This window comes from Pseudomonas sp. NPDC088322 (genome assembly GCF_044740745.1).
GTDB classification, from domain to species: domain Bacteria; phylum Pseudomonadota; class Gammaproteobacteria; order Pseudomonadales; family Pseudomonadaceae; genus Aquipseudomonas; species Aquipseudomonas shirazensis.
Genome location: NZ_JBIURK010000001.1, coordinates 903,969 through 917,174, shown reverse-complemented (window position 1 = coordinate 917,174; position 13,206 = coordinate 903,969). Strand labels below are relative to the sequence as shown.

The window sequence follows — 13,206 nt, the reverse complement described above, 5'->3', positions numbered from 1 at the left end:
CCACTTGTGATGCTGATAATCTTGGCGACTATCAAACCGTACTCACAAGCACCCACACGAATTGCTTGATTCAATTTGTTAAAGAGCGGTTGGTTGATCGTTTCGTCTCAACCGAGGCGCGCATTCTACGCTTTCCCCTGTGTCTGTCAAGCGTTTATTTCGAAGTATTTTGCGAGAAACCCGTTCAACTTCAAACACTTGACTCGCTTGCGATCTCTCGTAGCGGGAGGCGAATTCTACAGCGTTACAACCTGCTGTCAACTGCCTTTTTCACCGCTGACGATCTTTCGATCGAAGCCCTTGCAGCACCTCTGAAACTTCTAACTCTTTGAAACTCAAGGAGTTTTCCGCTCCAACTACGCTGGAAGTGGGGCGCATTATAAGGGCTCACAGGAATGCGTCAAGCGTTAATTCATCGCCTGACATCAAAGATCACTCTGCACAGCGTGCTTGCGACAAATCGAGCAACCTGCGCACTATAGTGCGCATCGCGCCCACCACAGGATCCCTGCCGAATCATGAGCACCACGCCCCGCAGCATGGCCACCACGTTGTTCCCGATTGGCCTGCTATTAATAGCCATGGCATCCATCCAGTCAGGCGCATCCCTGGCCAAGGGAATGTTCCCCTTGATCGGAGCCCAGGGCACCACCACCCTGCGCCTGGTTTTTGCCAGCGTGATCATGCTGCTCATCCTGCGCCCATGGCGGGCACGCATGGACAGCAGCAGCTGGCGCAATGTGCTGATCTACGGGATGGCATTGGGCGGGATGAACCTGCTCTTCTATATGTCGCTGCGCACAGTGCCACTGGGCATCGCCGTGGCACTGGAATTCACAGGTCCACTAGCGGTGGCCATTTTTGCCTCGCGCCGCGCCATCGACTTTCTCTGGATTTCGCTGGCAATTGCAGGCTTGCTCTTGCTGATACCAGTTGGACAAAGCGCAAGCGCTGTTGACCTGGTTGGCGCCAGCTACGCACTTGGTGCCGGCGTGTGCTGGGCGCTGTATATCCTTTATGGGCAAAAGGCCGGCGCCGAGCACGGCGTGCAGACAGCCGCACTCGGTGTCGTGATCGCCGCTTTGTTCGTTGCACCGATCGGTGTCATTCATGCAGGCACCGCACTCCTCAACCCGGCACTGCTGCCTATCGCCTTGGGCGTGGCAGTGTTATCAACGGCCCTCCCCTACAGCCTGGAGATGGTTGCATTGACCCGAATGCCAGCGCGCACGTTCGGGACTTTGATGAGTATCGAGCCAGCCTTTGGTGCGCTGTCGGGCTTACTATTCCTCGGCGAGAAGCTCACCTCTGGGCAGTGGCTGGCTATCGCTGCGATCATCACCGCTTCTGCTGGAGCCACGCTGACAATGCGCAAGGAACGTACACCGGCGGTCGTCGCCGACTGAATTGAGAAATATTTTCATTTGCCGTGTTTAGCGGTTGTACCGACCCGCAGGCCTGATTAAGCTGTCACAAAATCATAATCTCTACGCTATCTACTGTGCCGAACACGGACGCTGAGGTAAATTCAGGAAGAATCAGGCGAGGACGATGGGAGCAGGCATGCAGTCGCCCCCACATTTAAGGACAGGCATGAAACGTATTTTGCTCATCCTGGCTGTAATGGCCATCGCAGGGTGTGCCGCCACCGCACAGACCGAAGTCAAGCGCGGGAAAAAGGGTTTACACATCAATTGCTCCGGCCTTTCCTCTTCGTGGGAAAAGTGCAATGCCAAGGCGGCCAGTGCGTGCAGCACTCGCGGCTATAGAGTAGTGGCCCGCTCGGGCGATACTGATGAAGAACCGGGTGACTACCTGTTCGGAATCAACCCGGCTGGCTATACCAGCCGCAGCATGATCGTCATCTGCAAGTAATAACGCTGAAGGGTAGCCAAATGGCTGCCCTTTTTACGTTGGAGCGCAGACTCAGACAGCCACCGTACGATCTCGCAACCACTGCAGTGCAGAACCCGCCAGCAGAGGTGCCAGCCGCTCGCAGACATGGGCGTGATACTGGTTGAGCCAGCGCCTTTCCTCATCATTGAGCCGTTCGACCAGCAGGCAACGTATATCGATCGGACATAGGGTCAAAGTCTCGAACGCAAGGAAGTCGCCGAACTCGCTCTTGCCCGCAGCGCGATTGACCACCAGGTTTTCGATCCGTACGCCCCACTTGCCTGGGCGATAGGTGCCAGGCTCGATCGAACTGATCATGCCCTCCTGCATCGCCGTTTGCGGCAACGCTTGGGCCTGATAGGCAATGACCTGCGGCCCTTCATGCACATTCATGAAGTAGCCGACGCCGTGGCCAGTGCCATGGCCGTAATCGACCTGATCAGCCCAGAGCGGCGCCCGCGCAATTGCATCCAGCAACGGAGACAAGATGCCGCGCGGGAAACTCGCTCGCGACAACGCGATCATGCCTTTGAGCACGCGAGTGCAATCCTCACGCTGTGCCCGGGTCGGCTGACCTACCGGGACCATCCGGGTAATGTCGGTAGTGCCGCCCAGGTACTGGCCGCCCGAATCGATCAACAGCAGCCCGTCGCCCTTGATTACCGCATGGGACTGCTCGGTAGCACGGTAGTGCGGCATGGCGCCATTGGCATTGAAAGCGGCAATGGTCGAGAAGCTCAGTGAAACATAGCCAGGTCGCTGCGCTCGCGCTGCAGTCAGGCGCTCGTCGATGGTCAACTCGGTGATCTGTTGCTTGCCAAGGTTGGCCTCGAACCAGGCAAAAAATTCGCAGAGCGCCGCCCCGTCCTGCTCCATGACCTGACGAACATGCGCCAGTTCAGCATCGCTCTTGCGCGACTTGCTCAACGACGTCGGGTTGATCTGCTCGAGCAGCTTCACCTGAGCCCCGAGCCGACCAACCAGGCCACAGGTGACCCGAGCCGGATCGATCAACACAGTGCTGCCATCCGTAATCGAGGCGAGCAAGCGCCCTGCCTGGTGGTAGTCCTGCAGCTCGACACCGTCGGCCGTCAGCGCCTGACGCAGTTGGGCATCGACTTTGTTCAGGTCGACGAACAGCACCGCCTGCTGCTGACCAATCCATGCAAATGCGACGAACACCGGGTTATAGGAAACATCACTGCCACGCAGATTGAACAACCAGGCGATATCATCCAGAGTGGCAATGAAATGCCAATCGGCACCTTTGCTGCTCAAGGTGCTGCGCAGCGCGGCCAGTTTTTCCGCTCGGGTGGCTGTGGCCTGGGGCGGCAAGTGCTCGTAGATTGGAGCAGCCGGCAGCGCCGGGCGTGTCCCCCAGACCTGATCAAGCAAATCCTTGTCAGTCACCAACCGTATTCCGTTGGCCTGCAAACTCTGCTGAAGTTGCCGAGACGCGGTCAAGGACAGCACAGCGCCGTCAACGGCAACCGTCGCCTGCGGCTGAAGATTGCTGCCGAGCCAATCGAACGGGCCCGCACTACCTGGCATCAGCTTCATCAATTCTATGCCGCTGCCGGCGAGTTCGTTTGCAGCCTGCTCCCAGTAACGGCTGTCTACCCACAACCCAGCGAAGTCCGCCAGAACCACCAATGTACCCACCGAACCATGAAAACCAGACAGCCACTGACGACCCTGCCAGTGGCCCGGCAGGTACTCGGACAGGTGCGGGTCTGCCGATGGCACCAACAGCGCGTCCACGCCTTCGCTGGCCATGACCTCGCGCACACGGGCGAGACGCGTCGGCACGTTCTGCTGCAACTGGGACTGGCTATTCATGTCATGCACACTCCTGCGATAGCGACTTCATCGGCGATCAAGCCGTTGATAATGGAGCAGCCTCCCGTCACTCGCAATCGGCACAGGTAACAGATGATTAGCGTTGGCTATCAGCGACCGCGCCAACCTCACAATGCAGGCCGCCATCATTACCGCGTACCAGACTTCGCACAGCTTGGTACGCGGCGAAGTTGACACTTCTGGCCTGATGCTGCTGAAGCAGCTCGAGGAATGGCTCATCAGTGAAATAGCCGCAGGCCGCTTGCCACTGTTCACGGGTCTGCCACTGCAAATGTTGCAGGACCCGACTGCCGTCATCGCTGGCTTGAACGCTTACCCTCAGCAACGCCGGCCAGCGCGTGGCCAGTTGCTCGCTGCGCAACACCAGCGCGTTGGCCAGAGCAGCCTGACGGCTAGCCGGCACTTCATATTCGATCATTTGGGTAAACCATAGGGAATGCATCGCAGCGGCCACAGGCTATCTCCTTTATGCAGTACTTGCAGTCATCATGGCCGGCAGGGTAAAACCTCGAGTTAAGTCAAGGTCAAGGATTAATTAGCATGCCTGCCCCCCCTACTAGGGAAGCCGAGCGCCAGCTCAGCGTTGGCCAATTGGCCAGCCGCAGCGGTGTCGCGGTTACCGCCCTGCACTTCTACGAAACCAAGGGGTTGATCCAAAGCAGCCGCAACGCCGGCAATCAACGCCGCTACCCGCGTGCGATGCTGCGCCGGGTGGCGGTGATCAAGATGGCCCAGCGTCTGGGCATCCCGCTAGCCACCATCGCCAAAGCGCTATCCAGCCTGCCGCTGGACCATACCCCGAATGCAGCTGACTGGCAGCGCCTGTCGGCCGGGTGGCGAGACGATCTCAGCCAGCGCATCGCAGAGTTGACTCTGCTGCGCGACCAACTGGACGGCTGCATAGGCTGCGGCTGCATGTCGCTGAAGGAGTGCCCGCTGCGCAACAATCACGATCATCTGGCGCTTGGCGGCCCTGGGCCGCATCCGTCAGAGCCGCTAACAACATTGCTGTAAGTTTCGGTATCGCACCTGCCAGGCAATTCGCATCTATAACTAGTGTTCAACCTGGCACCCGCCGCAGGAGGCAGCATGAGCAAACAAGCACTGATCGTTATCGATATCCAGAAAGACTACTTTCCAGGAGGCAAGTGGTCCCTCGACGGCGCTGATGCGGCCGCCGACAACGCAGCGTTGCTGCTCAATGCAGCGCGCAAGCGCGGCGACCTGATCGTGCATGTTCGCCATGAATTTGCCAGCGCCGACGCGCCATTCTTTGCGCCGGGCTCAGCCGGAGCCGAAATTCACCCCAAGGCTGCTCCCCTCGGTGATGAGCCGTTGCTGCTCAAACAACAGGTCAATGCCTTCCAGGAGACCGGCCTGAAAGAACTGCTTGATGAGCATGCAGTGCAAGCCATGACGATTGTCGGCAGCATGAGCCACATGTGCATCGATGCTGCAGTGCGCGCTGCCGCCGATTTTGGCTACAGCGTCACAGTCGCCCATGATGCGTGCGCCACACGAGCGCTGGAATTCAATGGCCAGGAAGTGCCAGCCGCTCAGGTGCATGCAGCGTTCATGGCCTCACTGGCATTCGCTTACGCAACGGTGCAAAACACTGAAGAATGCCTGGCGACCTACCAGCAGTGAGCTTCAGATCACCACATTGCGCACGAACCGCACGGGCAGCTCGCCGTCATTGCGATAGGCATAGCGGCGGTTGCTGGCAAAGATGTGGAACTGCCCCGTCGCCAACTGCTGGGCCTGACCTTCGATAATCAGCGTCAAGCAACCCTCGGCGATGTAGATCTGCTCGCTCCAGCCTTCGGCATCTGCCTCGCTGGCGTAGGATTCGCCAGGGGCCAGCGTCCACTCCCATAACTCCACCTCGCGCCGCGCCGGGCTACTCCCCAGTAACAAGGCTTTGCTGCCGGGATGCTCGCCGGCCCATGCCAGCTCTTCAATACGGCTCGGATCGCGCTGCTCCGGAGCCTGAATCAACTGGCTGAACGCGACTCCCAAGGCCTCGGCGATCAAGTCCAGGGTGGTCAGGCTGACGTTCTTCTCACCACCTTCGATGGCTACCAGCATGCGCCGACTGACTCCGGAGCGCTCGGCCAGGGCACTCTGGCTGAGACCCGCCGCGCCACGCAATTGGCGAATGTTCTGACTGACGTGCTGAAGCACGGAAGCGCGGTGCGTCGAGGATTTGTGCACTATATTGCTCATCGGTATGCCTTGCGCAGTATACTGCCCACTTTGCGGCGATTGTGCGCCGCCCCTGTCGAGCGTGCAACCATGAACCAAGCCCCCAGTCAGTCCAAGACCACTGTCAGTTTCCGCCTGAGCAAGGCAGAGCTGGTGCTAGTGTTCATTACCATGCTGTGGGGCGGCACTTTTCTCATCGTGCACAACGTCATGAGCGTCAGCGGCCCGATGTTCTTTGTCGGCCTGCGCTTCGCTGCGGCAGCCGTGTTCGTGGGCCTGGTCTCAGCAAGAGCATTGGCGGGCCTGACCATGCTCGAACTCAAGGCCGGCGTTTTGATCGGCATCACCATCATGCTCGGTTACGGTTTGCAGACGATGGGCCTGCAGACGATCAACAGCAGCCAGTCGGCATTCATCACCGCGCTCTACGTACCGTTCGTACCACTATTGCAGTGGCTGGTGCTGGGCAGACGCCCCGGTTTGATGCCAAGCATCGGCATTTGCCTGGCATTTGTCGGCCTGATGCTGCTCGCCGGCCCCAGCAGTGCGGGCCTGCACTTCAGTGAAGGCGAACTGCTGACTTTGGTCAGCGCCGTGGCAATCGCCGCAGAGATCATTCTGATCAGCCGCTATGCCGGCCAGGTCGATGTACGCAGGGTGACGGTGGTGCAATTGGCCACTGCCTCGCTGCTGTCATTTGCGATGATCCTGCCGACCAGAGAATCATTGCCTGATTTTTCCTGGCTACTGCTGGCCAGCGCCCTCGGCCTTGGCCTGATGAGCGCAATCATTCAGGTGGCCATGAACTGGGCGCAAAAATCGGTTTCGCCCACTCGTGCAACCCTGATCTATGCGGGCGAACCGGTGTGGGCGGGCGTAGTCGGGCGCCTCGCCGGCGAGCGTCTGCCCGGGATGGCCTTGCTTGGCGGGTTGCTGATCGTGATCGCCGTGGTCGTCAGCGAACTGAAGATCCGCCGCAGTGATCGTTCTCAGCAGGCAAATAACGCGCCAGTGGACGGCGAAACCAGCCAGTAACCGAGAAAAGAACAGCTATGCTTTGTAAAAAGCTGTTATAAAAAAACTGCTTGTCACACCCCATTTGTAGGATTCTGGCACAGCTTGCGTGTTGGTGATCAACCGTTCGGCACGTATTATCCTTACCAAACTCCTCCAGATTAGGTCGCTATGTCATTGATAGTGCTATTGCTTCTGCCCTTCGTTGGCAGTTGCCTGGCGGCCGTCCTGCCGCACAACGCTAGGAACGCCGAGTCGATTCTCGCCGGGCTGGTGGCCCTCATCGGCACGGTTCAGGTAGCGCTGCTCTACCCTCAGATCGCTCACGGCGGAGTAATCCGCGAGGAGTTTCTGTGGCTGCCAAGCCTGGGCTTGAATCTGGTGCTGCGCATGGACGGCTTCGCCTGGCTGTTCTCGCTGCTGGTACTGGGCATAGGCACGCTGGTGTCGCTATATGCGCGCTACTACATGTCGCCGCAAGACCCGGTGCCGCGCTTCTTCGCGTTTTTCCTGGCGTTCATGGGCGCAATGCTCGGGCTGGTGATTTCCGGCAATCTGATCCAGCTGGTGTTCTTCTGGGAACTGACCAGTCTGTTCTCGTTCCTGCTGATCGGTTACTGGCACCACCGCGCTGATGCACGCCGCGGCGCTTATATGGCGCTGATGGTGACCGGCGCCGGGGGCCTGTGCCTGCTAGTGGGTGCCCTGCTGCTCGGCCATGTGGTCGGCAGCTATGACCTGGACAAAGTGCTCGCTGCCGGGGAAACCGTGCGCCAGCATGCGCTGTATCCGGTATTGCTGCCGCTGATACTGATTGGCGCGCTGAGCAAGAGTGCGCAGTTTCCATTCCAGTTCTGGCTGCCCCACGCCATGGCGGCGCCGACTCCGGTTTCGGCGTATCTGCACTCGGCAACCATGGTCAAGGCAGGCGTGTTCCTCATGGCTCGGCTGTGGCCAACTCTGGCTGGCACCGAGGAATGGTTCTGGATTGTCGGCGGCGCGGGTGCCATTACCCTGCTTCTGGGCGCCTTCGCAGCGATGTTTCAAAATGACCTCAAGGGCCTGCTTGCCTACTCGACCATCAGTCACCTGGGCCTGATCACCTTGCTGCTCGGCCTGAACAGCCCGCTGGCGGCGGTCGCAGCAGTGTTCCACATCCTCAACCACGCGACCTTCAAGGCGTCGCTGTTCATGGCCGCGGGCATCATCGACCATGAGAGCGGAACGCGCGATATCCGCCGTCTCAGCGGGCTGATGCGGCTGATCCCTTACACCGCGACCCTGGCCATGGTTGCCAGTGCGTCGATGGCCGGCGTGCCATTGATGAACGGCTTCTTGTCCAAGGAAATGTTCTTCGCCGAAACGGTGTTCATTTCCTCTACCGCCTGGGTTGAAGCCACGCTGCCAGTCATCGCCACCCTGGCGGGCACCTTCAGCGTTGCCTACGCCCTGCGCTTTACCGTAGACGTATTCTTCGGCCCACCTGCCCAGGACCTGCCGCATACCCCACACGAACCACCGCGCTGGATGCGGGCACCGGTCGAGCTGCTGGTGCTGACCTGCCTGGTGGTGGGGATCTTCCCGGCCCAATCGGTCGGCCCCCTGCTCGCCGCAGCGGCGCTACCGGTGGTCGGCGGCACGCTGCCCGAGTACAGCCTGGCCATCTGGCACGGCTGGAATGCGCCACTGATCATGAGCCTGGTGGCCATGTGCGGTGGCGTGGTGCTGTACCTGCTGTTGCGCAAGCAACTGCGCCTAGGCAGGTTTCCGTATCCGCCACTGATCGAACGCTTCAATGGCAAGCGCCTGTTCGAACATGGGCTGGTCCGGTTGATGCTGATCGCGCGTCACGTGGAGGCAGCGTTGACTACCCGACGCTTGCAGAAACAACTGTTCATGCTCGTGCTGGCGGCGTTTATCGCTGGCCTGACGCCGCTGCTGTATAGCGGCCTGAGCTGGGGTGATCGACCCAAGATACCTGGCTCCGGGGTGTTTGTAGCCTTGTGGCTGATTGCTATTGCCTGCGCCATCGGGGCTGCCTGGCAGGCCAAATATCATCGTCTGGCGGCACTGACCATGGTCAGCGTCTGCGGCCTGATGACCTGCATCACCTTTGTCTGGTTCTCCGCGCCTGACCTGGCCCTGACTCAGTTGGCGGTTGAAGTCGTTACCACGGTACTGATCCTGCTCGGTCTGCGCTGGCTGCCACGCCGTATCGAAGGTGTCTCACCTCTGCCCGGCAGTCTGGAACGAGCACGCTTGCGCCGCCTGCGTGACCTGCTGTTGGCCGTGTTGGTCGGTGGCGGAATGGCTCTGCTGTCCTACTCGATGCTGACCCGGCCTACGCCCAACGATATCTCCTCGTTCTACTTGAGCCGTGCACTACCCCAGGGCGGCGGGACCAATGTGGTCAACGTGATGCTGGTGGACTTCCGCGGCTTCGATACCCTCGGCGAGATCACCGTGCTGGTTGCCGTGGCGTTGACCGTATTCGCCCTGCTGCGCCGCTTCCGCCCACCCAAGGAAAGCATGCAACTGCCGGCGCAGCAGCGCCAGCTGGCCCCGGATGTGGTTACCGACCTGATCAATCCGCGGCATGCCACCGACACGGCAATGGGCTTCATGATGGTGCCCGCGGCGTTGGTGCGGCTGTTGCTGCCGGTGGCCCTGATGGTGTCGATGTACCTGTTCATGCGCGGTCACAACCAACCTGGGGGTGGCTTCGTCGCCGGCCTGGTGATGTCGGTGGCGTTCATCCTGCAGTACATGGTGGCGGGCACCCAATGGGTGGAGGCGCAGATGAGCCTGCGGCCGCTGCGCTGGATGGGTACCGGCCTGCTCTGCGCAACGCTTACCGGCGCTGGCGCGATGCTGCTGGGTTATCCGTTCCTGACCACCCATACCGCGCACCTGCACCTGCCGTTGCTGGGTGACGTGCACGTGGCCAGTGCACTGTTCTTCGACATCGGCGTTTACAGCGTGGTGGTAGGTTCGACCTTGCTGATTCTGACGGCCTTGGCCCACCAATCAGTGCGCGCCTATCGCCCAGGCAGCGCACAGAAATCCAGCCAGACAGGAGCCGCCTGATGGAAGAAGTAATTGCAGTAGCCATCGGTGTCTTGGCCGCGTCCGGGGTCTGGCTGATCCTGCGGCCACGTACCTATCAGGTGATCATGGGGCTGTGCCTGCTGTCCTACGGGGTCAACCTGTTCATCTTCAGCATGGGCAGCCTGTTCATCGGCAAGGAGCCGATCATCAAGGAAGGCGTGACGCAAGACTTGCTGCACTACACAGACCCATTGCCACAAGCATTGGTGTTGACCGCGATCGTCATCAGCTTTGCCATGACCGCGTTGTTCCTGGTTGTGCTGCTGGCCTCGCGCGGGCTGACCGGCACTGACCACGTCGATGGCCGGGAGCGTGAAGAATGAGCTGGATGAATCAATTGATCGTCGCACCAATCCTGTTGCCGCTGGTGACAGCAGCGATAATGTTGCTGCTGGGTGAGAAACATCGCCGGATCAAGGCCCACCTCAACCTGCTGTCGAGCATCATCGGCCTGGCGATTGCGCTGACCCTGCTGAACTGGGTGCGCAGCCAAGGCCAGGCCGAGTCGATCGGTGTCTATTTGCCCGGTAACTGGTCAGCCCCATTTGGCATCGTACTGGTGGTCGACCACCTCTCGGCATTGATGCTAAGCCTGACCGGCGTGATCGGCGTCAGCGCCCTGCTGTTCGCCCGGGCGCGCTGGGACGGCGCCGGGGCGAGTTTTCATGCGTTGTTCCAGATCCAGCTGATGGGCCTGTACGGCGCATTCCTCACCGCCGACCTGTTCAACCTGTTCGTCTTCTTCGAGGTGCTGCTGGCAGCGTCGTATGGCCTGCTCCTGCACGGTTCAGGTCGGGCTCGAGTCAAAGCCGGCTTGCACTACATCGCCATCAACCTGTTCGCCTCTTCGCTGTTTCTGGTCGGTGCAGCCATGCTCTATGGTGTCACCGGCACGCTGAACATGGCCGACCTGGCCTTGAAGATCCCGCTGGTACCTGAGGCTGATCGTGGCCTGCTGCACGCCGGCGCAGCCATTCTGGCGATGGCCTTCCTGGCCAAGGCAGGGATCTGGCCGCTGAATTTCTGGCTGGTACCGGCCTACTCCTCGGCGAGCGCACCGGTTGCCGCGCTATTCGCAATCATGACCAAGGTCGGCCTGTACGCCGTGCTGCGGCTGTGGACGTTGCTGTTTTCCGGGCAAGCCGGCGCGTCGGCGCACTTTGGCGGCGAATGGCTGGTCTACGGCGGCCTGGCAACCCTGGCGGTCGCCGCCGTGTCGATTCTGGCCGCACAGCGCCTGGAGCGCATGGCAGCGCTGAGCATTCTGGTTTCAGCCGGCACCTTGATGGCAGCGATAGGTTTCGGCCAGCCAATTCTGACCGGCAGCGCGCTGTTCTATTTGGTCAGCTCGACCCTGGCCCTGTGCGCGTTGTTCCTGCTGGCGGAATTGATCGAGCGCTCGCGCTCGGCCAACGAGACGCCGCTGGATGATGACGAAGGCCTGTCGCCGCCTCTGCTGGAGTCTCTGCATCCACCCAAGGGCATCAACCTGGACGATCAGCAGAAGGCGGTAATCGGTCAGATCATTCCGTGGACCATGGCATTCCTGGGTTTGAGCTTTATTGCCTGCGCGCTGTTGATCATCGGCATGCCGCCGCTGTCGGGCTTTATCGGCAAGCTGAGCCTGATCAGCGCGCTGTTCAACCCGCTGGGCTTGGGCGTTGCGCCGGAGCAGCCACTGTCGGCGGCCGGCTGGTGCCTGGTCGCGTTACTGGTGCTTTCCGGCATGGCGTCACTGATCGCCTTTGGCCGGGTTGGCATCCAGCGCTTCTGGAAGCCCGAAGAGCGCCCTTCGCCGCTGCTGCGCCGCTACGAGTGCCTGCCGATCGCTATTCTGCTCGGCCTGTGCCTGTTCCTAAGCGTCAGGGCCGAACCGCTGCTGCGCTATACCCAGGACACCGCTGCAAGCCTGCAGGCACCGCAAGCCTACATCGAGGCAGTAATGAGCTCGATGCCGATTCCTGGCCCAACCTCCTTCAACACCGAGGAACAGCCATGAACCGTCTGTTACCAGCTCCGCTACTGTCCATTGCGCTGTTCGCGTTGTGGCTGTTGCTGAATCTCTCGGTCAGCCCAGGCAATCTTCTGCTCGGCGCCTTGCTGGCGATTCTCGCCCCCATCCTGCTGGCCCCACTGCGCCCGCAACATGCGCACGTGAAACGGCCGTGGGTGGTTGCCAAACTGATCGGCCGTGTTGGCCTGGATGTCATCACCTCCAACCTGCACGTTGCCCGCAGCGTACTGTCGGCAAAGCGCCGGCCGCCACGATCGGCATTCGTCCACATTCCACTGGCATTGCGCGATGTACACGGCCTGGCCGCTCTGTCGATGATCACTACGGTGGTGCCCGGCACGGTCTGGTCAGAACTTGCCCTGGACCGCAGCATGCTGCTGCTGCACGTGTTCGATCTGCGTGATGAGGCGCAGTTCATCGAACACTTCAAGCACACCTATGAACGCCCGCTGATGGAGATATTCGAATGACAGGCCTGCTCGCCAACGCCATTCTCGCCAGCTTGTTCATCTTCACCATCGCCATGGCGCTGGCCTTGGTCAGGTTGTTCCGCGGCCCTTCCGCTCAGGACCGGGTCCTGGCGCTGGATTACCTGTACATCCTGGCCATGTTGATGATGCTCGTACTGGGCATTCGCTATGCCAGCGATACCTATTTCGAAGGCGCACTGCTGATTGCCTTGTTCGGCTTCGTCGGCTCATTCGCCCTGGCCAAATTCCTCCTGCGCGGTGAGGTAATAGAATGACCGAAGCTCTGCAACTGCCGTTCTGGCTCGAACTCACGACCGCAGCATTACTGCTGACAGGCAGCCTGTTCGCGCTGATTGGTGCGATCGGCCTGGTGCGGCTGAAAGACTACTTCCAACGCATGCACCCGCCTGCACTGGCTTCAACTATCGGCGCCTGGTGCGTGAGCCTGGCATCGATCCTGTATTTTTCATGGTTGAAGCAGGGGCCAATCGTGCATGCCTGGCTGATCCCGATTCTGCTGTCGATAACCGTGCCGGTTACCACCTTGCTACTGGCCCGCGCAGCGCTGTTTCGTAAACGTGCGGCAGGCGAAGACGTACCTGCTGAAATCAGCGGCGGCAATAACCAGGGCAATTGAGA

The 13,206-nt window shown here is 60.3% G+C and carries 15 protein-coding genes; 12 read left to right on the top strand and 3 right to left on the bottom strand.

The features are described from left to right. From ACIOAU_RS04235 to ACIOAU_RS04225, 3 genes are all read left to right on the top strand, one after another. Positions 1-332: hypothetical protein (locus tag ACIOAU_RS04235; protein ID WP_401180129.1), on the top strand; the 332-nt coding region annotated here is incomplete at its 5' end. A 186-nt stretch (positions 333-518) separates the two neighbouring features. After that, positions 519-1,406 (top strand): threonine/homoserine exporter RhtA, encoded by an 888-nt coding sequence (gene rhtA, locus ACIOAU_RS04230; RefSeq protein WP_401180126.1) that lies wholly within the window; start codon positions 519-521, stop codon positions 1,404-1,406. Positions 1,407-1,593: 187 nt separating this feature from the next. Beyond that, positions 1,594-1,875: a hypothetical protein gene (locus tag ACIOAU_RS04225; protein ID WP_101318332.1), complete on the top strand. Its 282-nt coding sequence runs from the start codon at positions 1,594-1,596 to the stop codon at positions 1,873-1,875. Between the two features lie 51 nt (positions 1,876-1,926). On the opposite strand, the gene ACIOAU_RS04220 is transcribed toward ACIOAU_RS04225, so the two are convergent. Next, entirely contained in the window at positions 1,927-3,735 is a 1,809-nt protein-coding gene (locus ACIOAU_RS04220) for an aminopeptidase P family protein (RefSeq protein WP_312390484.1), read from the bottom strand. 97 nt (positions 3,736-3,832) lie between these two features. After that, complete coding sequence (locus ACIOAU_RS04215; RefSeq protein ID WP_401180122.1) at positions 3,833-4,174, bottom strand: antibiotic biosynthesis monooxygenase; 342 nt, start codon at positions 4,172-4,174, stop codon at positions 3,833-3,835. 122 nt (positions 4,175-4,296) lie between these two features. On the opposite strand from ACIOAU_RS04215, the gene soxR reads away from it, so the two are divergent. After that, positions 4,297-4,770 (top strand): redox-sensitive transcriptional activator SoxR, encoded by a 474-nt coding sequence (soxR, locus tag ACIOAU_RS04210; RefSeq protein WP_150569649.1) that lies wholly within the window; start codon positions 4,297-4,299, stop codon positions 4,768-4,770. Positions 4,771-4,845: 75 nt separating this feature from the next. Next, positions 4,846-5,403, top strand: a complete 558-nt coding sequence (locus ACIOAU_RS04205; RefSeq protein WP_220633366.1) for a cysteine hydrolase family protein — start codon at positions 4,846-4,848, stop codon at positions 5,401-5,403. A 3-nt stretch (positions 5,404-5,406) separates the two neighbouring features. Here ACIOAU_RS04205 and ACIOAU_RS04200 read toward each other — a convergent pair whose 3' ends face one another. Then, the gene (locus tag ACIOAU_RS04200; RefSeq protein WP_150569826.1) at positions 5,407-5,970 is read right to left on the bottom strand and encodes a helix-turn-helix domain-containing protein; all 564 of its coding nucleotides are present in this window, start codon (positions 5,968-5,970) and stop codon (positions 5,407-5,409) included. An 81-nt stretch (positions 5,971-6,051) separates the two neighbouring features. Between ACIOAU_RS04200 and ACIOAU_RS04195 the strand changes: the two genes are divergently transcribed. From ACIOAU_RS04195 to ACIOAU_RS04165, 7 genes are all read left to right on the top strand, one after another. After that, positions 6,052-6,996, top strand: coding sequence for a DMT family transporter (locus tag ACIOAU_RS04195; protein ID WP_220633365.1), 945 nt, complete (start codon positions 6,052-6,054; stop codon positions 6,994-6,996). Positions 6,997-7,146: 150 nt separating this feature from the next. After that, positions 7,147-10,062, top strand: coding sequence for a monovalent cation/H+ antiporter subunit A (locus tag ACIOAU_RS04190; RefSeq protein ID WP_150569652.1), 2,916 nt, complete (start codon positions 7,147-7,149; stop codon positions 10,060-10,062). Continuing rightward, positions 10,062-10,406: a Na+/H+ antiporter subunit C gene (locus ACIOAU_RS04185; protein ID WP_043213881.1), complete on the top strand. Its 345-nt coding sequence runs from the start codon at positions 10,062-10,064 to the stop codon at positions 10,404-10,406. The genes ACIOAU_RS04190 and ACIOAU_RS04185 overlap by 1 nt, the downstream gene beginning before the upstream one ends. Next, complete coding sequence (locus tag ACIOAU_RS04180; RefSeq protein ID WP_150569653.1) at positions 10,403-12,082, top strand: monovalent cation/H+ antiporter subunit D; 1,680 nt, start codon at positions 10,403-10,405, stop codon at positions 12,080-12,082. The genes ACIOAU_RS04185 and ACIOAU_RS04180 overlap by 4 nt, the downstream gene beginning before the upstream one ends. Further along, entirely contained in the window at positions 12,079-12,567 is a 489-nt protein-coding gene (locus ACIOAU_RS04175; RefSeq protein WP_150569654.1) for a Na+/H+ antiporter subunit E, read from the top strand. The genes ACIOAU_RS04180 and ACIOAU_RS04175 overlap by 4 nt, the downstream gene beginning before the upstream one ends. Beyond that, positions 12,564-12,842, top strand: a complete 279-nt coding sequence (locus ACIOAU_RS04170; RefSeq protein WP_101318314.1) for a K+/H+ antiporter subunit F — start codon at positions 12,564-12,566, stop codon at positions 12,840-12,842. The genes ACIOAU_RS04175 and ACIOAU_RS04170 overlap by 4 nt, the downstream gene beginning before the upstream one ends. Continuing rightward, positions 12,839-13,204 carry a Na+/H+ antiporter subunit G gene (locus ACIOAU_RS04165; protein ID WP_401180115.1) on the top strand — a complete coding sequence of 122 codons (366 nt, stop codon included), beginning with the start codon at positions 12,839-12,841 and terminating at the stop codon, positions 13,202-13,204. Before ACIOAU_RS04170 ends, ACIOAU_RS04165 begins: the two co-directional genes overlap by 4 nt. Positions 13,205-13,206: the final 2 nt, after the last annotated feature.

Coding starts and splice junctions, on each gene's coding strand:
- ACIOAU_RS04190 (WP_150569652.1), top strand. CDS start 7,147: ATGTCATTGATAGTGCTATTGCTTCTGCCCTTCGTTGGCAGTTGCCTG.
- ACIOAU_RS04165 (WP_401180115.1), top strand. CDS start 12,839: ATGACCGAAGCTCTGCAACTGCCGTTCTGGCTCGAACTCACGACCGCA.
- ACIOAU_RS04220 (WP_312390484.1), bottom strand. CDS start 3,735: ATGAATAGCCAGTCCCAGTTGCAGCAGAACGTGCCGACGCGTCTCGCC.
- ACIOAU_RS04185 (WP_043213881.1), top strand. CDS start 10,062: ATGGAAGAAGTAATTGCAGTAGCCATCGGTGTCTTGGCCGCGTCCGGG.
- ACIOAU_RS04175 (WP_150569654.1), top strand. CDS start 12,079: ATGAACCGTCTGTTACCAGCTCCGCTACTGTCCATTGCGCTGTTCGCG.
- ACIOAU_RS04170 (WP_101318314.1), top strand. CDS start 12,564: ATGACAGGCCTGCTCGCCAACGCCATTCTCGCCAGCTTGTTCATCTTC.
- ACIOAU_RS04180 (WP_150569653.1), top strand. CDS start 10,403: ATGAGCTGGATGAATCAATTGATCGTCGCACCAATCCTGTTGCCGCTG.
- ACIOAU_RS04225 (WP_101318332.1), top strand. CDS start 1,594: ATGAAACGTATTTTGCTCATCCTGGCTGTAATGGCCATCGCAGGGTGT.
- ACIOAU_RS04215 (WP_401180122.1), bottom strand. CDS start 4,174: ATGATCGAATATGAAGTGCCGGCTAGCCGTCAGGCTGCTCTGGCCAAC.
- ACIOAU_RS04195 (WP_220633365.1), top strand. CDS start 6,052: ATGAACCAAGCCCCCAGTCAGTCCAAGACCACTGTCAGTTTCCGCCTG.
- soxR (WP_150569649.1), top strand. CDS start 4,297: ATGCCTGCCCCCCCTACTAGGGAAGCCGAGCGCCAGCTCAGCGTTGGC.
- ACIOAU_RS04205 (WP_220633366.1), top strand. CDS start 4,846: ATGAGCAAACAAGCACTGATCGTTATCGATATCCAGAAAGACTACTTT.
- rhtA (WP_401180126.1), top strand. CDS start 519: ATGAGCACCACGCCCCGCAGCATGGCCACCACGTTGTTCCCGATTGGC.